Annotated in this window: 22 protein-coding genes; 17 read left to right on the top strand and 5 right to left on the bottom strand. The window is 72.9% G+C overall.

The genetic code is table 11. The features are described 5' to 3' along the window. Positions 1-12: 12 nt before the first annotated feature. On the bottom strand, positions 13-930 hold the full coding sequence (locus ACPXCB_RS15560; protein ID WP_425876009.1) for an ABC transporter ATP-binding protein: 918 nt from the start codon (positions 928-930) through the stop codon (positions 13-15). A gap of 57 nt (positions 931-987) precedes the next feature. After that, positions 988-3084 carry a HelD family protein gene (locus ACPXCB_RS15565; protein WP_425876011.1) on the bottom strand — a complete coding sequence of 699 codons (2097 nt, stop codon included), beginning with the start codon at positions 3082-3084 and terminating at the stop codon, positions 988-990. A gap of 245 nt (positions 3085-3329) precedes the next feature. Here ACPXCB_RS15565 and ACPXCB_RS15570 point away from each other — a divergent pair, with 245 nt between their 5' ends. Genes ACPXCB_RS15570 through ACPXCB_RS15580 form a run of 3 tightly spaced genes read left to right on the top strand, consistent with a single transcriptional unit; the run spans position 3330 to position 6205 of the window. Continuing rightward, positions 3330-3914 carry an ArsR/SmtB family transcription factor gene (locus ACPXCB_RS15570; protein ID WP_425876012.1) on the top strand — a complete coding sequence of 195 codons (585 nt, stop codon included), beginning with the start codon at positions 3330-3332 and terminating at the stop codon, positions 3912-3914. 41 nt (positions 3915-3955) lie between these two features. Continuing rightward, positions 3956-5320: an MFS transporter gene (locus ACPXCB_RS15575; RefSeq protein WP_425876013.1), complete on the top strand. Its 1365-nt coding sequence runs from the start codon at positions 3956-3958 to the stop codon at positions 5318-5320. Positions 5321-5353: 33 nt separating this feature from the next. Then, entirely contained in the window at positions 5354-6205 is an 852-nt protein-coding gene (locus tag ACPXCB_RS15580) for a menaquinone biosynthetic enzyme MqnA/MqnD family protein (protein ID WP_425876014.1), read from the top strand. 31 nt (positions 6206-6236) lie between these two features. On the opposite strand, the gene ACPXCB_RS15585 is transcribed toward ACPXCB_RS15580, so the two are convergent. Together ACPXCB_RS15585 and ACPXCB_RS15590 are read right to left on the bottom strand one after the other, a co-directional pair. Continuing rightward, the gene (locus ACPXCB_RS15585; protein WP_425876016.1) at positions 6237-7184 is read right to left on the bottom strand and encodes a hypothetical protein; all 948 of its coding nucleotides are present in this window, start codon (positions 7182-7184) and stop codon (positions 6237-6239) included. Continuing rightward, positions 7184-8140 (bottom strand): hypothetical protein, encoded by a 957-nt coding sequence (locus ACPXCB_RS15590; RefSeq protein WP_425876017.1) that lies wholly within the window; start codon positions 8138-8140, stop codon positions 7184-7186. The genes ACPXCB_RS15585 and ACPXCB_RS15590 overlap by 1 nt, the downstream gene beginning before the upstream one ends. A gap of 359 nt (positions 8141-8499) precedes the next feature. Here ACPXCB_RS15590 and paaA point away from each other — a divergent pair, with 359 nt between their 5' ends. The 5 genes from paaA (at position 8500) to paaE (ending at position 12282) form a co-directional block, all read left to right on the top strand. Beyond that, the gene (paaA, locus tag ACPXCB_RS15595; RefSeq protein ID WP_425876019.1) at positions 8500-9567 is read left to right on the top strand and encodes a 1,2-phenylacetyl-CoA epoxidase subunit PaaA; all 1068 of its coding nucleotides are present in this window, start codon (positions 8500-8502) and stop codon (positions 9565-9567) included. Beyond that, positions 9564-9884, top strand: a complete 321-nt coding sequence (paaB, locus tag ACPXCB_RS15600; RefSeq protein ID WP_121397098.1) for a 1,2-phenylacetyl-CoA epoxidase subunit PaaB — start codon at positions 9564-9566, stop codon at positions 9882-9884. The genes paaA and paaB overlap by 4 nt, the downstream gene beginning before the upstream one ends. A gap of 76 nt (positions 9885-9960) precedes the next feature. Continuing rightward, positions 9961-10686, top strand: coding sequence for a 1,2-phenylacetyl-CoA epoxidase subunit PaaC (gene paaC, locus ACPXCB_RS15605; RefSeq protein WP_425876021.1), 726 nt, complete (start codon positions 9961-9963; stop codon positions 10684-10686). Positions 10687-10699: 13 nt separating this feature from the next. After that, positions 10700-11176 (top strand): 1,2-phenylacetyl-CoA epoxidase subunit PaaD, encoded by a 477-nt coding sequence (gene paaD, locus ACPXCB_RS15610; RefSeq protein WP_357576816.1) that lies wholly within the window; start codon positions 10700-10702, stop codon positions 11174-11176. After that, complete coding sequence (gene paaE, locus ACPXCB_RS15615) at positions 11173-12282, top strand: 1,2-phenylacetyl-CoA epoxidase subunit PaaE (protein ID WP_425876023.1); 1110 nt, start codon at positions 11173-11175, stop codon at positions 12280-12282. The genes paaD and paaE overlap by 4 nt, the downstream gene beginning before the upstream one ends. 86 nt (positions 12283-12368) lie before the next feature. Here the strand turns inward: paaE and ACPXCB_RS15620 are convergent, their stop codons facing one another. Next, positions 12369-13190, bottom strand: a complete 822-nt coding sequence (locus tag ACPXCB_RS15620; RefSeq protein ID WP_425876025.1) for a peptidoglycan recognition protein family protein — start codon at positions 13188-13190, stop codon at positions 12369-12371. Between the two features lie 126 nt (positions 13191-13316). Here ACPXCB_RS15620 and mqnC point away from each other — a divergent pair, with 126 nt between their 5' ends. From mqnC to ACPXCB_RS15665, 9 genes are all read left to right on the top strand, one after another. Continuing rightward, a complete protein-coding gene (gene mqnC, locus ACPXCB_RS15625) occupies positions 13317-14507 on the top strand; it encodes a cyclic dehypoxanthinyl futalosine synthase (RefSeq protein WP_425876027.1) in 1191 nt (396 codons plus the stop codon). Between the two features lie 351 nt (positions 14508-14858). Then, entirely contained in the window at positions 14859-16058 is a 1200-nt protein-coding gene (locus ACPXCB_RS15630; protein WP_425876029.1) for an LPXTG cell wall anchor domain-containing protein, read from the top strand. A 223-nt stretch (positions 16059-16281) separates the two neighbouring features. After that, positions 16282-17529: a cell wall anchor protein gene (locus tag ACPXCB_RS15635; protein WP_425876031.1), complete on the top strand. Its 1248-nt coding sequence runs from the start codon at positions 16282-16284 to the stop codon at positions 17527-17529. A 114-nt stretch (positions 17530-17643) separates the two neighbouring features. Further along, entirely contained in the window at positions 17644-18354 is a 711-nt protein-coding gene (locus ACPXCB_RS15640) for a demethylmenaquinone methyltransferase (protein WP_425876033.1), read from the top strand. Positions 18355-18420: 66 nt separating this feature from the next. Beyond that, complete coding sequence (locus ACPXCB_RS15645; RefSeq protein ID WP_425876035.1) at positions 18421-18651, top strand: hypothetical protein; 231 nt, start codon at positions 18421-18423, stop codon at positions 18649-18651. Between the two features lie 148 nt (positions 18652-18799). Continuing rightward, positions 18800-20077 carry a geranylgeranyl reductase family protein gene (locus ACPXCB_RS15650; protein WP_425876036.1) on the top strand — a complete coding sequence of 426 codons (1278 nt, stop codon included), beginning with the start codon at positions 18800-18802 and terminating at the stop codon, positions 20075-20077. Between the two features lie 193 nt (positions 20078-20270). Further along, positions 20271-20636 (top strand): NADH-quinone oxidoreductase subunit A, encoded by a 366-nt coding sequence (locus tag ACPXCB_RS15655; protein WP_076469129.1) that lies wholly within the window; start codon positions 20271-20273, stop codon positions 20634-20636. A gap of 14 nt (positions 20637-20650) precedes the next feature. Further along, positions 20651-21328 carry a NuoB/complex I 20 kDa subunit family protein gene (locus ACPXCB_RS15660; RefSeq protein WP_132232122.1) on the top strand — a complete coding sequence of 226 codons (678 nt, stop codon included), beginning with the start codon at positions 20651-20653 and terminating at the stop codon, positions 21326-21328. Beyond that, positions 21325-22062, top strand: a complete 738-nt coding sequence (locus ACPXCB_RS15665; RefSeq protein WP_425876039.1) for an NADH-quinone oxidoreductase subunit C — start codon at positions 21325-21327, stop codon at positions 22060-22062. Before ACPXCB_RS15660 ends, ACPXCB_RS15665 begins: the two co-directional genes overlap by 4 nt. The last annotated feature ends 12 nt before the right edge of the window (positions 22063-22074 follow it).

Consider the following 22074-nt stretch of genomic DNA (forward strand, 5'->3'; position numbering starts at 1 on the left):
AGATCCGTCCCCTCAGGCGGTGGCCGGCGGGCCGGCCACGGCGGTCGTCGGACGGTCGGCTCCGGAGCCGGGCGCGGTGATGGCGAGGAACGCCTCCTCCAGCGAGGTGGGGCGGACCTCCAGGTCGGCGAACGCCACCCCGGCGGTGACCAGGGCCCGCACCAGCTCGTCGGCGTCGGTGGTGAGCAGGTGCGTGCGGCCGTCGACCCGCTCGGTGCGCACCACGCCGGGCAGCGCGGGCAGCGCGTCGGCGACCAGGCTGACCCGGCGTACGCCGACGATGCCCCGGATCGCGTCGACCGTGTCGTCGGCCAGCACCCGGCCCTGCCCGATGACCACCACCCGCCGGGCCAGCGCCTCGACCTCCTCCAGGTAGTGGCTGCTCAGCAGCACCGTGCCGCCGTCGTCATGGAACGCCCGGATCGCCTCCCACAGGGTGTGCCGCGCCGCGACGTCCAGGCCGGTGGTCGGCTCGTCGAGCAGCACCAGCCGGGGCCGGCCGACGAAGGCGAGCGCCACCGCGAGCCGGCGGCGCTGCCCGCCGGAGAGGCCCCCGGTCTGCCGCCGGGCCAGCTCGCCCAGGCCGAAGCGGTCGAGCAGCTCGCCCCGGGGGACCGGGTCGGGATGGTGGGCGGCGACGAAGTCCACCACCTCTCCGACCCGCAGCGTGCCGGGCAGGCCCGTCTCCTGCGGGGTGACCCCGATCTGCCGCCGGCTCGCCGGGTCGCGCGGGTCGCCACCGAACAGCTCGACCCGGCCGGCGGTGGGCCGGCGCAGCCCGACGAGCAGGTTCAGCAGGGTGCTCTTGCCGGCCCCGTTCGGGCCGAGCAGGCCGACCAGCTCGCCGGCGGAGACCTCCAGGTCGACCCGGTCGAGGGCGAGCACGTCGCCGTAGCGGCGGCTGACCGCCTCGGCGCGGGCGAGGATCACGGGAGACTCGTCGACGGCGTCACGGACACCTGTCTACCGCCCCGGCGCAAGTCCGGGTCACCACAGCGGGGCGGGCAGCGGCCGGGCGTGCAGCACGGCGAGTCGGGAGACCGCCCGGGTGAGCACCACGTAGAGCCGGTGCAGGCCGCGCGGTTCGGCGGCCACGATCGCCGCCGGCTCGACGACGATGACGTGGTCGTACTCCAGGCCCTTGACCAGGGTCGCGGGCACCACCGTGACGCGCGCCGCGGCGGCCGGCTCGTCGACGGTCGCGGTGTCGACGCCGGCGGCCTCCAGCGCCGCCCGCAGCCCGCCGACCGCGTCGTCGGCGGCGATCACCGCCGCCGAGCCGTCGAACGCCAGCGCCGCGCGCACCTCGGCCACCGTCGCGGCGGTCAGGTCGTCGACGGTACGGATGTCGAGCGCGCCGTCGCGGCGCAGCGACTCGGCCGGGGGCACGTCGACGGCGAGCGCCGGCAGCAGCCGGTTGGCGAACGCGACCACGGCGGCGGGCACCCGGAACCCGACGGTCAGCGGCACCACGACGGCGTCCGGCTTGCCGAGGTGACGCAGGGACTCCCGCCAGTCGGCGGCGGCCCACGGGGCGGTGCCCTGGGCCAGGTCGCCGAGGAGCGTGATCGACCCGTGCTCGCTGCGCCGGGCGATCACCCGGCACTGCATCGGGGAGAGGTCCTGCGCCTCGTCGACGACGACGTGCCCGAAGCCGCCCGGCCGCTCGATCAGCCCGGCCGCCTCGTCGATCAGCACGGCGTCGGCCGCCGTCCACTTCGTGGCCTTCGGCGTACGCCCGAGCTTCGTGCCGGCCGGGGCGGCGAGCCCGCACAGCCGGGCCTGCTCCTCGGCGTCGAGCAGCCCGTCCGCCGCCGCGGCGAGCCGCTGCGGGTCGCCGAGCAGGGCGTGCACCAGCCCTTCCGGGGTGAGCGCCGGCCAGACCGCGTCGAGGAAGGCGGTGACCGGGGTGGCCTTGCCCATCCGCCGCAGCCAGGCGTCGCTCGGCGACTCGGCGCGCCGCGCCTCGGCCTGCCGTTGCAGCAGCGCCACCACCCGGGCCCGGACGCGCTCGCGCCCCGTGGCGTACGGCAGCCGCTCCCGGCGGGTCTCCTGGACCACCCGGTGCAGCGGGTCCAGGCCGATCCGCCAGCGGAACGAGCCGTCCGAGACCATGATCGGCTCGGTCGGCTCGCCGATGTGCGCGTCGACTGCCCGGCGCAGCACCTCGGCCATCCGGGCGTCGTGCTTGATCGCGGCCACCGCCGGGTCCCCGACGGCCCGCACCGGCACCCGGCCGACCAGGTCCTCCACGGTGGCCTGCTCGACCTCCACCTCGCCGAGCGCCGGCAGCACCGCCGCGATGTACGACAGGAAGGCCCGGTTCGGCCCCACGATCAGCACGCCGGAGCGGCGCAGCCGCTCCCGGTGCAGGTAGAGCAGGTACGCGGCCCGGTGCAGGCCGACGGCCGTCTTGCCGGTGCCCGGGGCACCCTGCACGCAGATCGAGTCGGCGAGGTCGGCCCGGACCAGCTCGTCCTGCTCGGGCTGGATGGTGGCGACGATGTCGCGCATCGGCCCGACGCGCGGCCGTTCGATCTCGGCGGTCAGGATCCGGCTGGTCGTGCCCAGTTCCTCGCCCCGGTCGAGGCGCTCGTCCTCGAAGCTGGTCAGCGCCCCGCTGCTGAAGCCGAAGCGGCGCCGTACCGCCACGCCCTGCGGGTCGCGCGCGCTCGCCCGGTAGAACGACCGGGAGACCGGGGCCCGCCAGTCCAGCACCAGCGGCTCGCCCCGGTCGTCGGTGACGTGCCGCCGGCCGACGTGGTAGCGCCGCCCGGCGTGGTCCGCGTGCCAGCCGTCCGGACCGTCGCCGGGGTCGCCGGGCGGGTCGCCGGCGGGCGGGGCCCCGGTCGCCGGGCCGAAGTCGAGGCGCCCGAAGAAGAGCGGCGTGGTGGGGTCGTCGGCGAGTTCGGCGACCCGGCGGGCCAGGGTGCGCCCGAGGGTCTCGGCCGCGTACGCGTCGCCGGCCACCTGGTCGCCGGTGGAGAAGAGGGCCTGGGCGCGTTCCCGCATCTGGGCCAGGGCGGCCCGGGAGGTGGCGAGGTGCTCGCGTTCTGCGTCGAGGTCGAGATCGAGGTCGGTCACGCTGAATCCCGTCGGGGTCTACTGCCGGTCGCTCGCGTGTCCGGCGGGCGGATGGGCCGGCCCCCGGCGCGGGACGTCCGATGCGGTGGTCACCTCACCCTGGCCGTCAAGCGACCTGACAGCCTACGCGCCGGGCGCGTGACGCTCCACCGGATTTCGACCGTGGCGCCGCCGCCCGCCGCTGTACCTCCGGTGCCGGTCGACCGGCGACCCACGGCGGGCGGGCGACCAGCAATCATGGACGCATGACGGAGGCGCGTCCCGAACAGCGCCGGATCACGATCAGCGACCCGCAGGTGATGCGGGCGCTGGCCCATCCGGCCCGAATCGCGATCATGGAACACCTGGGCGTCGTGGAGGGCGGCGCGACCGCCACCGAGTGTGCGGAGGTGGCCGGGCTGTCGCCGAGCGCGACCAGCTACCACCTCCGGGCGCTGGCCAGGTCGGGCCTGGTGGAGCAGGCGCCGAGCCGGGGGGACGCGCGCGAGCGGCTGTGGCGCACGGTCGGCCGGGGCCTGATGGTCGACGCGGGACAGTCCGCCGGCCCGGAGGCGCGCGCGGCCGAGCAGGCGCTGGTGGAGGCGCACGCGGCCCGGGACATGGAGCGGACCCGGGACTGGCTGCGCCGCGCCGGGGACGAGCCCGCCGAGTGGTACGACGTCGCGCTCTTCAGCGACACGCTGCTGCTGCTCACCGCCGACGAGCTGGCCGGGCTGAACGAGGCGGTGAGCGCGTTGTTCGAGCCGTACCGGCAGCGGAACCGGCAGGCGGATCCGCCGGCCGGGGCGCGCACGGTGGCGGTGCAGTACCGGGCGGTGCCGCTGGCGTAAGGGGGTTGCTTCGATCGGTTGTGAAGGATTATTTTCGAAGCATGTCCTTCGCAACTGACGGGTCGCGCTGGTCGGACGTCTGGCTCGCCGCCACCGCGCGCGGCACCTCGATGTGCGGTGACTTCCTCGCCGCCACCGCGCTGGCGCTCGCCCTCCAGTCCGCCGGCGCCAGCGGCATCGCCGTGTCCGGACTGCTGTTGGCGGCCACCCTGCCGCTGGTGGTGCTCGCCCCGCTCACCGGGCGGCTCGCCGACCGGGTGGACAGCCGGACGCTGCTGGTCACCGCCGGCCTGGGGCAGGCCGCCGTCTGTGCCCTGCTCGCCTTCGCCACCCACCCGGCCCTGATCATCGGGCTCGTCGCGCTGCTCGCCTGCGGGCTGGCCGTGACCCACCCCTGCCTGGCGGCGCTGCTGCCGGCGATGGTGCGCCCCGCCGACCTGCCCCGGGCGAGCGCGATCAGCCAGACGGCCAGCAGCCTGGGCGCGCTCGGCGGCCCGGTGCTCGCCGGGCTGCTGGTCGGGCAGTTCGGCGCGCGCGTACCCCTGCTCATCGACGCCGGGAGCTACCTCGCCCTGGTGGCCGCGGGCCTGCTGCTGCGCACCCGCAGGGGCGGCCGGCGGGCCACGGCCGCACCCGCGTCCGGGACGGAACGGGCCCCGGCGTGGCGGCTGCGCGGCGACCCGCTGCTGCTGGCCGTCGTCGTCAGCACGGCTGCGGTCATCACCGCCGTCGGCGGCATCAACGTGGTCGAGGTCTTCTTCATCCGCGAGACCCTCGACGGCTCACCCACGGTGTACGGGCTGGTCGGTGCCGCCTGGATGGCGGGGATGCTGCCCGGCAGCTGGCTCTGCGCCCGGCTGGCCCACCGGCTCACCGACGACGGCGCCCTGGTGTACGGGGTGCTGGCGACGCTCGGTGGCATCTGCCTCATGGTGCTGGTTGCCGCCGCCGTGCCCACGGCCGCGCTGCTGGTCCCGCTCTGGCTGGTCGCGGGCGCGGCGAACGGCGGGGAGAACGTCTTCGCCAACCTGCTCACCGCCCGGCGGGTGCCGGAGGCGTCGCGTGGCCGGGCGTACGCCCTCTACGGCGCGGCCGTGCAGGGCGGCTCGATGGGGGGCTACCTCATCGGGGGTGCCCTGTTGGCCGTGCTGTCACCGCGACCCCTCATCGCGGCCGCCGGTGCCGTCGGCCTGCTGGTCGTGGCGGCGATCGTGCCGGCCGTCGTCCGGTCCGTCCGGCGTGCCCGGCCCGCCGACGCCGACGCCGGTGGCGGTGGCGGAGGCGCCGGCGGCGTCGCCGTGGCTGGGTCGGTGGTGGCGGAGCGGACCGGCGCGGTGGACGGAGGGCAGGGCGGCGGCGGTCGGGCGGCGGATGCGGGGTTGGCCACTCCCGGTCCGGCCCGCTGAGCCCCCGTCCGGCGGCGGGGATACGGTCGGGGCATGGCTGAGCACGTCGCACGCCCCCGGGTCGGACACATCCAGTTCCTGAACTGCCTGCCGATCTACTGGGGGCTGATGCGCTCCGGTGCCCTGATCGACGTCGACCTGCACAAGGACTCCCCGGACCGGCTCAGCGCCGCCCTGGTCGCCGGTGACCTGGACATCGGCCCGATCTCCCAGGTGGAGTACCTGCGGCACGCCGACGAGATGCTGCTCCTGCCCGACCTGGCGGTCGGCAGCGACGGTCCGGTGCTGTCCGTCAACGTCGTCTCCACCCGCCCGCTGGCCGAGCTCGGCCACGGCAAGGTGGCGCTGGGCTCGACCTCGCGGACCGGGGTGCTGCTGGCCCAGTTGCTGCTCGGCGAGCGGTACGGGGTGAACCCCGAGTACTTCCGCTGCCCGCCCGACCTGACCCAGATGCTGCTGGAGGCCGACGCCGGGGTGCTGATCGGCGACGTGGCGCTGCGCGCCCTCTACGAGGCGCCGAAGCGCGGGCTGGAGGTCACCGACCTCGGGCAGGCGTGGCGGGAGTGGACGGGCCTGCCGATGGTCTTCGCCGTCTGGGCGGTACGCCGCGACTTCGCCGCCGCCCACCCCGGCCTGGTCAAGGAGGTGCACGAGGCGTTCCTGCGCTCCCGGGACCTCTGCCTGGCCGAGCTGGACCAGGTGGCCGAGGCGGCCGCGCGCTGGGAGCCGTTCGACGCGGCGACCCTGGCGACGTACTTCCGGGCGCTGGACTTCTCCCTCGGCGAGCGCCAGGTGGCCGGCCTGCGCGAGTTCGCGCGTCGCGCCGCCGCCATCGACGCCGCCCCGCCCCTGCCCGCCTCCGGCCCGGCCTTCTTCACGGGCTGAACCTCTGGCCGGCCCGGGGCGGGGGGCGGGGCTAGGGGGTGGGGCGGAGGAGGGCTTCGGTGATCTTCTGGCAGTTCTTCATGCCGTACTCGTAGCCCTTGCCGATCGGGTAGCGGACCATCACGCCCATCGTCCAGGTGTCGCCGATGGCGAGGCAGTTGATGTGCATCTCCTGCTCGCGCGTACGGTCGATCCAGCCGTTCTTGATGGCGATGGTCTTGCGCTCCGCGGCCGGGAACGCCTTGCGGATGCCGAAGTCGCCGCCGCCCCGGACCAGCCGCATCTCGTTGATCAGCCACTTGGTCCACTTCGGCCCCGCAGCGCGGCCGTCGGCGATGCAGGCGCCCATCCGGGCGGTGTCCCGGGGGGAGAGCTTGGTCCGGCTCCAGCCGCCGTCGCTGGCGACGCTGCTGTCGGTCAGCTCGCACTTGGAGAGCAGCCGCTTGATCGAGGCGGACCCGCCCAGCGCGTTGTAGAACTGCTGAGCCCGGGTGTTGTCGCTGTCCCGGATGATCTTCGTGGCGTCGGCGAGCTTGGCGGCGCTCGGGGTCTGGCCGTTCTCGTCGGCGCGGCGCAGGTGGTCGGCGACGATCCACGCCTTGATCAGCGACGCGGTGGTGCTGGTCTCGTCCATGTTGTCGGAGCCGATGATCTCCCCGCTGCGGCGGTCGAGGACGCTCCAGGAGTACCAGCCCTCGATGTCGAGGTCGATCTCCTTCGCCTCGAACGGCAGCGGCTCCGGCTCCGGCGTCGGGCTCGGCGTCGGCGACGGCCGGGAGCTGCGGTCGCTCGGCGCTCCCGTGGCGCGCTCGGCCGGGCCGGCGGGGGTGCCCCACTCCGCGGCGGCGCGGGACTCGAACGGCGAGCCGGGAAGCAGCCGCAGCGAGACGAGCACCAGGCAGATGAGGACCACCGCGATGGCGATGAGCCTGCGGGGGGAGGCGTCGGCGGGCTCGTCGGCCCGGCGCCGTCGCGTCATCAGAGCTTCCCGGCGGGCTGCTGCGGCACCTTGAGGGCGGCGCCCGGCTGCGGGGTCACGAGCTGGCTGGCAACCGAGGCGCAGACCTGCGCGCCGTAGTTCAGCCCGCTCTTCTGCGGGTAGCGGAGCATCACCGCGAGGCTCCACCTGTCGGTGACGGCGAGGCAGCTGACGTGCCAGTTGCCGTCGTAGTTGAGGGGCGTCCAGCCGTTCTTCATGCTGACCGGGCCCTGGCTGACGATCGACTGGGGGAGGCCGTCGATGATGCCCCAGCGGCCGCCGCCGGAGCGGGCCTTCTGGTCCTTGGCGGCCGTGCTGCCCCTGACCTTGCTCATCTCGTCCAGCAGGAGCTTCGTCCACTTGGGGCCGGCGGCCGTGCCGTCGGCGATGCAGTCGCCGAGCCGGACGGCGTCACGCGGGGACATCCGCGTGAAGCTCCACCAGCCCACGTAACCGGGCACGTTGCCCGGCTTGGTGTCGGTGAGCTCGCAGGTGCTGACCATCCGCCTGATCGTGGCGGCCCGGCCCACCGCGCCGTAGAGGGCGTTGGCGGCGTCGTCGTTGCTGTCCCGGATGGCGGTGGTGATCTGCTTCTTCCGCTCGGCCGGCAGCGGCTTGTCGCCGAGCTGGTTGAGGTAGTCCGCCGCGAACCAGGCCTTGATCATGGACTCGGTGGAGCTGGTCGAGGCCAGGTTCTTCGACCCGGAGATCTCGCCGGTCTCCCGGTCCATCAGCGCCCAGGAGAAGAACTCGCCCTTGAAGTTCACCGTGACCGGGCCGGCGGCCAGGGTCGGCGGCGGGGGCGGGGTGGGCGCGGGGGCCGCGACGCTTCCGCCGCCGCTTCCGCCGCTCGCGGCGTCGTCGCCGGCGAGTCGGGCGTACGCGGCCGGAACGAGCAGGCCGCCACCGAGGAGGACCGCCACGACGGCGAGCACCAGGGTCACGCGGGATCGCATGAGTGGGTGAGCTCCAGATGTCAGGCCGGGGGGACCGGCTGCTTGTCGGACGGATCGGCGGCTCGCCGAGGGCCGGGGGATCCGCCCTTCGTGTTTCTCGGGCGATCGTCGGCAGCCGATCGGTGTGACGGGGGAAGTCTACGTGTGGATCGGCGGCGCGCCAGGACCCGACACCTGGCAACTTGCCATGTAGGCGGGATATCGAGCCGCTATGCGGCTGTTGAGAGGATTCAGCTTCCCATAGTGAGCCAAGTCATAGTTTGCCCGGCTGCCGGAGCCCTCGCCCCGTACCGAAACTGCCTCCGGAAACCTGTTACACCCTCTGGTGTCCCGAGAGGCGAGCTGTAACACTTGACCCCATGTATGGCAACGACTTCTCCGCCGAGGACGCACCCGGCGGTGGCCTGCTCGGCGAGGTCGAGGCGGCGGAGGCGGCCCTGCGGGAGGCCGCCGCACGTGGCCGCCGGGGCGGCGCCCCCGGCGCGGACGAGGACCTGGAGGCGTACTTCGCCGAGGTCATCGACGCCGACCAGAAGATCGAGCCGCGCGACTGGATGCCCGAGGAGTACCGCAAGACGCTGATCCGGCAGATCGCGCAGCACGCGCACTCCGAGATCATCGGCATGCAGCCGGAGGGCAACTGGATCAGCCGCGCCCCCTCGCTCAAGCGCAAGGCGATCCTGCTGGCCAAGGTGCAGGACGAGGCCGGCCACGGCCTCTACCTCTACGCCGCCGCCGAGACCCTCGGGATCAGCCGGGACGAGCTGGTCGAGCTGCTGCTCAACGGCCGGCAGAAGTACAGCTCGATCTTCAACTACCCCACTCTGACCTGGGCCGACGTGGGCGCCATCGGCTGGCTGGTCGACGGCGCCGCCATCGTCAACCAGGTCCCGCTCTGCCGCTGCTCCTACGGGCCGTACGCGCGGGCGATGATCCGGGTCTGCAAGGAGGAGTCGTTCCACCAGCGGCAGGGCTACGAGATCCTGCACACGCTCGCGCACGGCACCCCGGCGCAGAAGGCGATGGCGCAGGACGCCCTCGACCGCTGGTGGTACCCGTCGCTGGCGATGTTCGGCCCGCCGGACACCGACTCCACCCACTCGGCGCAGTCCATGGCCTGGAAGATCAAGCGCTTCTCCAACGACGAGCTGCGCCAGCGCTTCGTGGACATGTGCGTGCAGCAGGCGGAGATCCTCGGCCTGACGATCCCGGATCCCGACCTGCGCTGGAACGAGTCCCGGCAGTCGTACGACTTCACCCAACCCGACTACGACGAGCTGATGCGGGTGATCAAGGGCAACGGCCCGTGCAACCGGGAGCGGATGGAGCACCGGCGCCGCGCCCACGACGACGGCGCGTGGGTGCGGGAGGCCGCCACGGCGTACGCCGCCAAGCGGGTGGAGCAGAAGGAGAAGGTAGCGGCGTGAGCGAGCGTAGCGAGCGGACGGACCAGCGCGGCGTGAGCGGTCCTTCGCCCTTGTGGGAGGTCTTCGTACGGGCGCGGCGCGGGTTGTCGCACACCCACGTCGGCAGCCTGCACGCCCCCGACGCCGAGCTGGCCCTGCGCAACGCGCGGGACCTCTACACCCGCCGCCAGGAGGGCGTCTCCATCTGGGTGGTGCCGGCGGGCGCGATCACCGCGTCCAGCCCCGACGAGAAGGACGCCTTCTTCGACCCGGCGGCCGACAAGGTCTACCGGCATCCCACCTTCTACGACGTGCCGGACGGGGTGGCCCACCTGTGAGCGAGCGCAGCGAGCGAACCATTCGGCTCAGCACCGGGGCGCGTCGCGCCGCCGCCGAGCGGAGCGAGGTGGCGGCGTGAACGGCCCCTTCGACTTCGCCCTCGCCCTCGGCGACGACGCGCTCGTCGCGGCGCAGCGGCTGGCCGAGTGGACCACCCGCGCGCCGGAGATGGAGGAGGACATCGCGCTGGCCAACATCGCCCTCGACCAGCTCGGCGCGGCCCGGCTCCTGCTGTCGTACGCGGGCGAGGTGGAGGGCGCCGGCCGGGACGAGGACGCGCTGGCGTTCCTCCGCGACGACCGGGAGTTCCGCAACTGCCTGCTCGTGGAACTGCCCAACGGCGACTTCGCGGTCACCATGGCGAAGCTGCTCTTCCTGGCGGCCTACCAGCTCCCGCTCTACACCGCGCTGGCCGGCTGCGCCGACGAGCGGCTGGCCGCGATCGGGGCCAAGGCCCGCAAGGAGTCGGCCTACCACCTCGACCACGCCTCGACGTGGGTGCGGCGGCTCGGCGACGGCACCGGGGAGTCGCACCGGCGCATGCAGGCGGCGGTCGACCAGGTCTGGCCGTACGCGCACGAGCTGTTCGCCCCCGACCCGGCGGCGCCGGTCGACCCGGCCACCCTGCGGGCCGACTTCGACGCCACCGTCGGTGCCGTGCTCGACGAGGCCACCCTGACCCGGCCGGAGTCCGGCTGGGCGCCGGGCGGCGGGCGGGACGGCGTGCACACCGAGCACCTGTCCTATTTGCTCGCCGAGATGCAGGTGCTGCACCGCGCCCACCCCGGAGCCAACTGGTGAGCGCGAGGCGGCACTGGTGACTCCTCGGGAGGCCGTGGCGGCGGTGGTGGACCCGGAAATCCGGGTGGTCACCATCGACGACCTCGGCATCCTGCGGGCGGTCGACGAGGACCCGGCGACCGGCCGGGTGGTCGTGACCATCACCCCCACCTACACCGGGTGCCCGGCGATGGACGTGATCCGCGCCGACATCCGCCGGGCGCTGGCCGCCGTCGGGCGTCCCGAGGCGGACGTGCGGACCGTCTACAGCCCGGCGTGGAGCACCGACTGGATCTCCGACGCCGGCCGGGCCAAGCTCGCCGCCGCCGGCATCGCCCCGCCGTCGCCCGTACGCGCCGACAACGTGGTGCCGCTGACCCTCGCCGTCCGCTGCCCACGCTGCGGCTCGCCCGAGACCGAGCAGGTCAGCCGCTTCGGCTCGACCGCGTGCAAGGCGCTCTGGCGCTGCCGTTCCTGCCGTGAACCCTTCGACCACCTGAAGGCGCTGTGACTGTCACCATCACCCGCCCGGTCCGTCGCCGGCCGGTCTTCCATCCGCTGTCCGTCGCCGCCGTCGACCGGCTCACCGACGACGCCGTGGCGGTCACCTTCGCCGTGCCCGAGGAGCTGCGGGAGACGTTCGCGTTCTCCGCCGGGCAGCACCTCACCGTCCGCCGCCCCGGCGCCGCCGGTGAGGACGTGCGGCGGTCGTACTCCATCTGCTCCACGCCCGACGACCTGGCCCGGCACGGCCGGCTGCGGATCGGCGTGCGGGAGATCCCCGGCGGCGCGTTCTCCGCCTTCGCCTGCGGCGCGCTGCGCGGCGGCGACACGATCGAGGTGCTGCCGCCGCTCGGGCACTTCACCACGGCCCTCGCGCCGGACCGGGCCCGCCACTACGGCGCGGTGGTCGCCGGCTCGGGCATCACCCCGGTGCTCGCGCTGGTCGCGACGGCGCTCGCCGTCGAGCCGGCCAGCATGTTCACCCTCGTGTACGGCAACCGCACGGCGAACACGGTGATGTTCGCCGAGGAGCTGGCCGACCTGAAGGACCGGTGGCCCACCCGGCTGCACCTGGTGCACGTGCTCTCCCGGGAGCAGGGCGAGTCCCCGCTGCTCTCCGGCCGGATCGACGCCGACCGGCTGGGCCGGCTGCTGGACACCGTCGTTCCCGGCGACACCGTCGACGAGTGGTTCCTCTGCGGCCCGTACGACATGGTGGTGGACGCCCGGGAGGTGCTCGCCGCGCGCGGCGTGCCGGAGTCGGCGGTGCACACGGAGCTGTTCCACGTCGCCGAGGCCCCGGCCCCGCCGCGACGCCCGGCCGACGAGCCGGGGGGCGGCGCCGAGGTGACCATCCTGCTCGACGGCCGGTCGTCGCGGTTCACGATGCGGCGCGACGAACGGGTGCTGGACGCGGCGCTGAAGGTGCGCGGCGAGCTGCCGTACGCCTGCAAGGGCGGGGTCTGCTCGACCTGCAAGGCCAAGGTGGTCGACGGCGCGGTCACGATGGCCCGCAACTACGCGCTGGAGCCGGACGAGGTGGCCGCCGGCTACGTTCTCACCTGCCAGTCCAGCCCGACGACCGACCGGCTCACCGTCGACTACGACGCCTGACCGGTCCGCCCGCCGCTCGGCGGGCGCAGCCGGGTCGGCGGGTCGGCGCAGGCACCGCGTCGACCCGCCGACCCCTGTGCGTGAGGTCAGCTCGGGGCCTTGACCTGGCCGTCGTAGGCGATGCTGCGCCACAGGTCGAACTGGCGGTCGTTGCCGACCAGCGGGTTGCCGGCCAGCGCGACGGCGGCGTGCACCTCCTCGTCGTTGCGGAGCTGGCGGAAGTAGCCGGGTCCGACGAGGGCGATGCCGCGCCCGGGTGACTGGATGAGCTTCATGTCGTTCTCCGTGAGGTCGAGGGGTGGGTTGCCGGCGAGCTGGCGGGCCACGTCGGCGCGCATCGAGTCCAGGTCGATGAACGACGGGTCGATCTTGCCGCTGGTGCTGGTCTCCCGGTGGCCCCGGGCGTGGCTGGCGTCGCGGCCGAGCCGCCGCAGCACGGCGGCGGTGGCGAGCACCGAGGCGCTGTACTGGGCGCCGGTCATGGCCTGGTTGACCCCGTTGTAGTCGATCTCCCAGCCGACCATCAGGGTGTTGCCGTCGCCGGCCGGGATGGGGCCGCTGCCGCGGCTGACGCCCGCGTGGTTGGCCCGCCCGCCCGAGATGACGTGGAAGACGCCGTGATAGTCGACCAGGGCCTGGCAGAGGGGGCCGGGCAGGTCGGAACGGCCGTTGACGCAGATGTTCAGGGCGGGGTGTGGGTTGCCGGCGCTGGAGGTGGCCGCCGTGTGGTGCCAGAGCACACCGATGGGGGCGAACGAGCTGCCGGAGACCCGGCCGAGCCAGTTGCCGTGCTCGACCACCGTGACGCCGGCGGCGCGGAGCACATCGGCCAGCCAGGGGATGGTGGCCATCAGGCCGCCGTCGGGAGGGCTGGAGGGGCGGGGGAAGGCGGGAGGAAAATCATCCACGGATGCTAATTGATCGATGCATTCCGGGTAAGTCCCTCGGTCCGCCGCCGCGTCGGCGGGGCCTGTGGCGTGGTCGACAGGAGTCCGGCGGGGCCGGCCCGGGGCGGGGCGACGTAGGCTCGGGGGGTGAGTGTGAGCCGGGAGATCGACGACATCCTGCAGCGTGGCGCGGACGGCGGGCGGATCACGCCCGAGGAGGCCCTGCTGCTCTACACCGAGGCGCCGTTGCACGCCCTGGGCGAGGCTGCCGACGCGGTGCGCCGACGCCGCTACCCGGACAACGTCGTCACGTACCTGATCGACCGCAACATCAACTACACGAACGTCTGCGTGACGGCGTGCAAGTTCTGCGCGTTCTACCGGGCGCCCAAGCACAAGGAGGGCTGGACCCACCCGACCGAGGAGATCCTGCGCCGCTGCGGCGAGGCGGTCGAGCTGGGCGCCACCCAGGTCATGCTCCAGGGCGGGCACCACCCGGACTACGGCGTGGAGTACTACGAGGAGCTGTTCTCCTCGGTCAAGAAGGCGTACCCGCAGCTGGCGATCCACTCGATCGGCCCCAGCGAGATCCTGCACATGGCCAAGGTCTCCGGGGTCAGCCTCGACGAGGCCATCGCCCGGATCAAGGCGGCCGGGCTGGACTCGATCGCCGGCGCCGGCGCGGAGATGCTGCCCGCCCGCCCGCGCAAGGCGATCGCGCCGCTGAAGGAGTCGGGCGAGCGCTGGCTGGAGGTCATGGAGTTGGCGCACCGGCAGGGCGTCGAGTCGACCGCCACCATGATGATGGGCACCGGCGAGACCGCCGCCGAGCGGATCGAGCACCTGCGGATGATCCGCGACGTGCAGGACCGCACGAAGGGCTTCCGGGCGTTCATCCCCTGGACGTACCAGCCGGAGAACAACCACCTCAAGGGCCGTACGCAGGCCACCACCCTGGAGTACCTGCGGCTGGTCGCGGTGGCCCGGCTCTTCTTCGAGACGGTGCCGCACCTCCAGGCGTCCTGGCTGACCACCGGCAAGGACGTCGGGCAGCTCGCCCTGCACATGGGCGTCGACGACCTCGGCTCGATCATGCTGGAGGAGAACGTCATCTCCTCGGCCGGCGCGCGGCACCGCTCCAACCTGCACGAGCTGATCGGCATGATCCGCTCGGCGGACCGGATCCCCGCCCAGCGCGACACCCTCTACAACCGGCTGGCCGTGCACCGCACCCCGGCCGACGACCCGACCGACGAGCGGGTCGTCTCGCACTTCTCCTCGATCGCCATGCCGGGCGGCGGCGCCGGGAAGTCCCTGCCGCTGGTCCACGTCCGCTGAGCGGGGCGTCCGCAGGCACCCGCACCATCGACACCCCACCGTCGTCCGGCGGTGGGGTGTCGTCGTACGTGGACCACTGCGTGGATCACGGGAATACGTAAAGTAACGGTAAATGAGCCGCTCGGCTGACCGATCGGGTGAATTCCCGTCGGCCGTTGATCTCAATTAGATTGCCGTTCGGAGTCGGTGTCGGGGTGGCCGAGGCAGCAAGACATATCAATCCGGGCATTCCTTAAGTGATTCTTAGCCAGGCTGTTCAACCCGCCCGTTCCGCGGGGTGGCGGGCGTGATCGCTTACCGCTAACGTCCCCGGCCGTACCTTTCCTTCACCCCAACGGGGGGAACTCTTCCATGATCTTCCGTAACCGTTCGCTGGCGCGTATCGGCGCCGGCGCGCTGCTCGCCTCCGGCGCGCTGACCGCCCTCGGTAGCCCGGCTCACGCCTCGGGCACGGAGACGGACCTCGCGATCGAGGTGGCCGGCACGCGGGTCGCCGCCAACGCGGTGGGCAAGATCGCCTACGCCAAGGTGACCAACACCGGCAAGAACACCCCGAGCGAACTGTCCGTGCGGGTGGACGTGTCCAAGGTCGACTTCGACAAGGTCGCCGCCTGGCCGGCCGTCGAGGACGGCTGCGACGTGGAGCTCGCCGGTGAGAAGCCGACCGCGTTCATCTGCCACGCGACGGAGAAGGGCCTGCCGGGCCCGGGCGAGACCACCGACCTGCCGATCGTGCTGTTCAAGAGCGAGGCCGAGGGCACCTACAAGGCACCCCTCTCCTTCAAGCTCATCTCGAAGGACGACACCAACGCGGCGAACAACACCAAGACCGCCACGCTGGACTTCTCCGACGCCAGCGGGCCGGACCTCTCGGTCGTCGCCGAGGACGTCAAGCAGGCCGTCAAGATCGTCGACGGCAACCCGGTCTACTCCGGCGACCTGCACGCGGGCGGCCGCTCGGCGCTGACCTACTTCATCACCAACCAGGGTGACGAGGCCGCCGCCGGTCTGAAGATCAGCGTCAAGCTGCCCAAGGGCGTCACCCCGACCGAGGTGGAGTCGGGCTGCGAGTACGCGGCCGACAAGTCCACCTTCACCTGCACCTACGCCAACTTCGGCCTGATCCCGCAGGACGAGGACACCAACCCCGAGGACAAGCTCTACTCGGCCTACGGCTTCTACCACGTGTTCGACGTGGCGGCGGACGTGAAGCCGGGCGCCCTCAAGGGCGGGCTGGTCAGCGTCGAGTCGGTCGGGACCGCGCCCAGCCGGATGCGGGCCACGGTCACCCTGCCGGAGAACGTCACCGGCCTGCAGGCGAGCGAGGTGGACGCCACCGACAACTCCGACGCGTACGCGGTGATCGTCGCGGCCAAGGGCGGCGCGGGCGGCGGTGACGACGACGGCGGCCTGCCGGTCACCGGCGCGCAGACCACGCTGATCGGCGGCATCGGCGGCGCGGTGCTGATCGCGGGCGCGGCCATGTTCATGGTGGCGCGGCGGCGCCGGGTCGTCCTGGTGACCCCGGGCGACGAGAAGCCGACGGCCTGACGGTCGTCCTCCATCGACCCGCGAGGGTCGTTCACATAACGCACGGCAGCGGGGGCGGGATGGGTGACCATCCCGCCCCCGCTGTGCGTCGGACCGTCCCGTCCGACCGGATCGGCCGGACGGACGAAACACGATCTCCCTGCTGGCGCGCCGCTTCGACCTTCGATAGCGTCCGGCCGGGTTCCGCAACCAACCGTTTCTTCCCTAACCCCCCGGGGGACCGATGACCCTGTTCCATCGTTCGGCCCTGGCCCGCGCCGGTGCCGTGGCGCTCCTCGCGGCGGGTGGCCTGACCACCGTCGCCGTTCCCGCCCAGGCCGCCGACGCGCCGGACCTCGCCCTGACTCCGATCAGCACCCAGCTCGCGAAGGGTGTCGACGCGGCCCGGAGCAAGCCGTTCAAGTTCACCGTCACCAACGCCGGCACGGGCACGGCGAAGGACGTCTCGTTGCGGGTCAACACCCAGCAGCTCAAGGACAAGCGCGTCGGCTTCCTGGTGCCCGAGGGCTGCCGCGCCATCGAGAGTCACCTCTACCAGTGCTCCCTCGGCGACCTGCCCGCCGGCACCAGCAAGGACTTCGGCGTCCCGCTGTTCAGCACGGGCGGCCGGGGCGACGGCGGCAAGCTGGTCGTCCACGTCGTCACCGCGACGCCCGGGGGCAAGGTTCGCGACAAGGTCGTCGTGCCGGTGACCGTCACGAAGCCCGGCTACGACCTCACCGCCTGGGCGCAGGACGTCCAGGCTGGCGTCGTGGTCAACGGCGCGGTGGCCGACGAGCCGGACCTCAGGCCGGTGCGCCGGGGCGAGACCGTCCCGCTGGACTGGGCGGTCTACAACGACGGCAGTCGGCCCGCGACCGGTGTCTTCTACGGCATCACCCTCCCGGCGGGTGTGAGCTTCGTGACGGTGCCGCAGAGCTGCGTCACGCAGGTGTACCTCGGCAAGGAGCAGGCGTTCTGCGAGGACGCCGGCGCGACCATCCGCCGGGGGCAGTACTACACCGCCGACGTCACCGTGAAGGTCGGCGACGACGTGACCGAGCCGGTGCTGCGCGAGGGCGACCTCTTCGCGTACGGGCTGGACGCCGCCGAGGGCGAGCCGGAGGAGGAGCCGAAGGTCGCCGGCCAGGCGCAGCGGAAGGCCTTCTCCGAGGTCGACATGGGGGACAACCACACGATCTTCGAGGCCTTCGTCGACCTGTCGGCGCAGCCGACCCCGACCCCGACGCCGACCGGTGAGCCGACGCCCACCCCGACGGCGACCCCGACCGGCGTACCCACGGCGGCCCCGACCACCACCCCCGGTGGCGGTGGCGGCGGCGACGGCGGGCTGCCGGTGACCGGCGTGCAGGCCGGGCTGATCGGGGGCATCGGCGCGGCCGTGCTGCTGGCCGGCGGCGCGCTGCTGCTGGTCTCCCGGCGGCGCAGGGTCGTCCTGGTGGCGCCCGGCGACGAGAAGTCGACCGACTGACGTACGACGACGCGGGGGCGGGGTGGGCGACCATCCCGCCCCCGTGGCGTGTCCGGGTGGTGGCGCGGCCGACCCACCGGCCGCCCGCGCCGACCGGGCTGGCAGAGTGGAGGGGTGAGCCGTACCCCGCAGGGCCAGCGCGCCAACCTGGACAAGCAGCCGCACGAGGTCGCCGCGATGTTCGACGGCGTGGCGGCTCGCTACGACCTGACCAACACCGTCCTCTCCTTCGGGCAGGACCGGTTCTGGCGCCGGGCCACCCGGACCGCGCTCGACCTGCGGCCGGGTGAGCGCGTGCTCGACGTGGGGGCCGGCACCGGCGTGTCCACCGAGGAACTGGCCCAGTCGGGCGCGTACGCGGTGGGCGCCGACCTGTCCCTCGGCATGCTGCGCGTCGGCAAGCGCACCCGTCCCCAGGTGCCGCTGCTGGCCGGGGACGCGTTGAAGCTGCCCTTCGCCGACGCCAGCTTCGACGCGGTGACCATCTCGTTCGCGCTGCGCAACGTGAACGACACCGACGCCGCCCTGCGGGAGCTGGCCCGGGTCACCAGGCCGGGCGGCCGGCTGGTGGTGTGCGAGTTCAGCACCCCGGTGAACCCGGCGTTCCGCACGGTCTACCTGTCGTACCTGATGCGTTCGCTGCCGAGCGTGGCCCGCACCGTCTCCAGCAACCCCGACGCCTACGTCTACCTGGCGGAGTCGATCCGGGCGTGGCCCGACCAGCCGGCCCTGGCCGCGCGGATCGGCGCGGCGGGCTGGGGCAGGGTGGCCTGGCGCAACCTGACCGGGGGGATCGCGGCGCTGCACCGCGCGGTCCGCGTCTAGCCCTGTTCGGCGCTCTTTCCGCAAATATCCGTTTTTGCTCCACTTTGTTCCCGTAAGCTCGCCCCCATGACGGGACGACACCAGGCGGTCGGCGCGGAGGCCGCCGACGACGACGCGACCGAACTCATCGCCCAGCTCAAGGAGCTGGCCGGCGCGGATCCCGCCGACGTCCGTCAGGTCGTGGCCGAGGTGCTGGCCGCCCTGGACCTCGCCGCCGGCGGCGCGCTGCGCGAGCACCTGCCGGAGACGATCCGGCACGACGCCGGCCTGGATCCGGCCGCCTCCGCCCGGCGCTGAGGCCCGCCCCGGCGCCCCGCCTCCGACCTCGGCCGACGTGTCTCCGGCAAGTTAGGTACCCCTGGTCCGGCGTGGTCCTGGCGTCGGTCATAGACTCCCACCGTCTGGCTTGTGAAGCATTTCACGAGCATGCGGGAGGAGGCGCGGGATGGCCGCGGTGGAACATGACGCCGACGTGATCGTCGTGGGCGCCGGTCCCGGTGGGTCGGCTACCGCGTACCACCTGGCTCGGCACGGCGTACGGGTGCTGCTGCTGGAGAAGACCGAGTTCCCCCGGGAGAAGGTCTGCGGCGACGGGCTGACCCCGCGCGCGGTGCGGCAGCTCATCCGGATGGGCGTGGACACCTCGCCCGAGGCGGGCTGGCTGCACAACCGGGGCCTGCGGGTCATCGGTGGCGGCGTCCGGCTGGAGCTGGACTGGCCCGACCTGGCGAGCTTCCCCAACTACGGCCTGGTGCGCACCCGGCTCGACTTCGACGACCTGCTCGCCCGGCGCGCCGTCGAGGCCGGCGCCGAGCTGCGTACCGGCGTGAACGTCACCGGCCCGGTGCTGGGCCCGGACGACCGGGTCACCGGCGTCGAGGCGGAGGTCGGCCCGGGCAAGGAGCCCGCCACCTTCCACGCGCCGCTGATCGTCGCGGCCGACGGGGTCTCCGGCCGCTTCCCGCTCGCCCTCGGGCTGGCCAAGCGCGAGGACCGGCCGATCGGCGTCGCCGTCCGGCGCTACTACCGCTCGCCCGCCAAGCACGACGACAACTACCTGGAGTCCTGGCTCGAGCTGCGCAGCAAGGACAGCGGCGACAACCTGCTGCCCGGGTACGGCTGGATCTTCGGGCTGGGCGACGGCCGGGTCAACGTCGGCCTCGGCGTGCTCAACTCCTCGTCGGCGTTCGGCAAGACCAACTACCGCCGGCTGCTCACCGACTGGCTGGCCAACACGCCCGCCGACTGGGGCATGACCGACGAGGCGAACGCGGAGGGGCCGATCCTCGGCGCCGCGCTCCCCATGGGCTTCAACCGGGTGCCGCACTACACCCGGGGCGTGATGCTGGTCGGCGACTCCGGCGGCATGGTCAACCCGTTCAACGGCGAGGGCATCGCGTACGCGATGGAGTCCGGCGAGCTGGCCGCGGAGGTCGCCGTGCAGGCGCTCGCGCGCCCGGCCGGCGCGGACCGGGAGCGTGCGCTGACGGCGTACTCGACGGAGCTGAAGCTCCGCTTCGGCGGCTACTACCGGCTCGGCGGCATCTTCGTGAAGCTCATCGGCCGCCCCGAGATCATGCGGATGGCCACGAAGCACGGGATGCCGCACCCGATGCTGATGCGCTTCGTGCTCAAGCTGCTGGCCAACCTGACAGACCCCCGCGACGGGGACGCGATGGACCGCGTCATCAACACGATGACGAGAGTGGCGCCGGCCGTGTAGCCCGAGGAACGAGTCTGCGAGCGCCTGCGGTCGCGAACGAAGGCAGCCCTGTGTGACGGCCCCGTCCACGGTCTGCGATGACCGCAGGTGCGGACAGGGGAGATCGACCCCCGCCGACGACCGTCGCGAGGGACGTGAATAGTGTGATTTTTGACAAGGACCAGGGGCAGGGAAGGACGAGCAGGAGAAAACGATGTCGCTCTCGCCTTATGCACCGATCATCGGGCTGTTCGCCCTCGCCGCGGCGTTCGCGCTGTTCTCCGTGGCCGCTGCCCGCTTCGCCGGTCCCCGGCGCTACAACAAGGCCAAGCTCGAGGCGTACGAGTGCGGCATCGAGCCCAGCCCGCAGCCGGTCGGCGGCGGCCGGTTCCCGATCAAGTTCTACCTGACGGCGATGCTCTTCATCGTCTTCGACATCGAGATCATCTTCCTCTACCCCTGGGCGGTCTCGTTCGACGCCCTGCCGATCTTCGGCTTCGTGGAGATGGTCCTGTTCATCGTCGCTGTCTTCGTCGCCTACGCCTACGTCTGGCGGCGTGGCGGCCTGGACTGGGACTGAGGGAGGAACCTCAGATGGGTATCGAGGAGAAGCTTCCCGCCGGTGTCCTGCTCACCTCGGTGGAGAAGCTGGTCAACTGGTCGCGGAAGACGTCGGTCTGGGGGGCCACCTTCGGTCTGGCCTGCTGCGCGATCGAGATGATGGCCGCCGGTGGTCCGCACTACGACATGGGCCGCTGGGGCATGGAGGTCTTCCGGGCCTCGCCCCGGCAGGCCGACCTGATGATCGTGGCCGGCCGGGTGAGCCAGAAGATGGCCCCCGTGCTGCGCCAGATCTACGACCAGATGGCCGAGCCCCGCTGGGTCATCTCGATGGGCGTCTGCGCCAGCAGCGGCGGCATGTTCAACAACTACGCCATCGTGCAGGGCGTCGACCACATCGTCCCGGTCGACATGTACCTGCCCGGCTGCCCGCCCCGGCCCGAGATGCTCATCGACGCGGTCCTCAAGCTGCGCGAGAAGATCGGGCACGAGCCGCTCGGCCCGAACGGCCGCAAGATGCTCGAGGCGCGCAAGGCCCGCGGCGACGTCCCGGTCGTCCCCTACGGCTCGATGCCGTCGTCGTACCGCAGCGACAAGGCCCGGCGGGCCGAGTGGACCAAGGCGGTCCGTGAGGGTCGCGAGGAGCAGCTGCGGATCGAGAACTGGATGAAGGCCCAGAACCACCTGCAGCACGGGGGTGTCCAGAAGTGACCGCGCCTCAGGACAGGAAAGACGACGGCGGCGTGCCGGTGCCGGTCACGCCGGCCGGTGCCAGCAGCACCGCACCCGCCGAGTACCCCCCGGCCAGCCCGGCCGGCCGGGGCATGTTCGGCAACCAGGGCTCCGGCGACGTGTCCGGCTTCGGCGGCCTCGTCCGCCAGCGCCGGACCATCGAGGACGCGCCCCGGCCGTACGGGGGCTACTTCGACGAGGTCCGCGACGCGCTGGAGGAGGCGTACCCGGACTTCGCCGACGCCGTCGAGAAGGTCGTGGTCGACCGGGGCGAGCTGACGCTGCACATCCGCCCCGAGCGGATCGCCGAGGTCTGCCAGGTGATGCGCGACGACATGGCGCTCCGCTTCGAGCTCTGCTCCTCGGTCTCCGGGGTCGACTACCTCGGCGCCGACGCCCGCCGCCTGCACGCCGTCTACCAGCTCACCTCGATGACCTACCGCCGCACGGTGCGGCTGGAGGCCGCGGTCTCCGCCGAGGACCCGCACCTGCCGAGCGTCACGTCGATCTACCCGACGGCGGACTGGCAGGAGCGCGAGGCGTACGACATGTTCGGCATCGTCTTCGACGGTCACCCCAACCTGACCCGGATCCTCATGCCGGACGACTGGGAGGGGCACCCGCAGCGCAAGGACTACCCGCTCGGCGGCGTACCCGTCGAGTACAAGGGCGCTGAGATCCCGCCGCCGGACCGGAGGAGGTCCTACCAGTGAGCGCGAGGAGTG

Source organism: Micromonospora sp. DT62 (genome assembly GCF_049847285.1).
Classification (GTDB): domain Bacteria; phylum Actinomycetota; class Actinomycetes; order Mycobacteriales; family Micromonosporaceae; genus Micromonospora; species Micromonospora reichwaldensis.

Coding starts and splice junctions, on each gene's coding strand:
- ACPXCB_RS15570 (WP_425876012.1), top strand. CDS start 3,330: ATGACGGAGGCGCGTCCCGAACAGCGCCGGATCACGATCAGCGACCCG.
- ACPXCB_RS15575 (WP_425876013.1), top strand. CDS start 3,956: ATGTCCTTCGCAACTGACGGGTCGCGCTGGTCGGACGTCTGGCTCGCC.
- ACPXCB_RS15580 (WP_425876014.1), top strand. CDS start 5,354: ATGGCTGAGCACGTCGCACGCCCCCGGGTCGGACACATCCAGTTCCTG.
- ACPXCB_RS15585 (WP_425876016.1), bottom strand. CDS start 7,184: ATGACGCGACGGCGCCGGGCCGACGAGCCCGCCGACGCCTCCCCCCGC.
- ACPXCB_RS15590 (WP_425876017.1), bottom strand. CDS start 8,140: ATGCGATCCCGCGTGACCCTGGTGCTCGCCGTCGTGGCGGTCCTCCTC.
- paaA (WP_425876019.1), top strand. CDS start 8,500: ATGTATGGCAACGACTTCTCCGCCGAGGACGCACCCGGCGGTGGCCTG.
- ACPXCB_RS15630 (WP_425876029.1), top strand. CDS start 14,859: ATGATCTTCCGTAACCGTTCGCTGGCGCGTATCGGCGCCGGCGCGCTG.
- ACPXCB_RS15635 (WP_425876031.1), top strand. CDS start 16,282: ATGACCCTGTTCCATCGTTCGGCCCTGGCCCGCGCCGGTGCCGTGGCG.
- ACPXCB_RS15645 (WP_425876035.1), top strand. CDS start 18,421: ATGACGGGACGACACCAGGCGGTCGGCGCGGAGGCCGCCGACGACGAC.
- ACPXCB_RS15650 (WP_425876036.1), top strand. CDS start 18,800: ATGGCCGCGGTGGAACATGACGCCGACGTGATCGTCGTGGGCGCCGGT.
- ACPXCB_RS15655 (WP_076469129.1), top strand. CDS start 20,271: ATGTCGCTCTCGCCTTATGCACCGATCATCGGGCTGTTCGCCCTCGCC.
- ACPXCB_RS15660 (WP_132232122.1), top strand. CDS start 20,651: ATGGGTATCGAGGAGAAGCTTCCCGCCGGTGTCCTGCTCACCTCGGTG.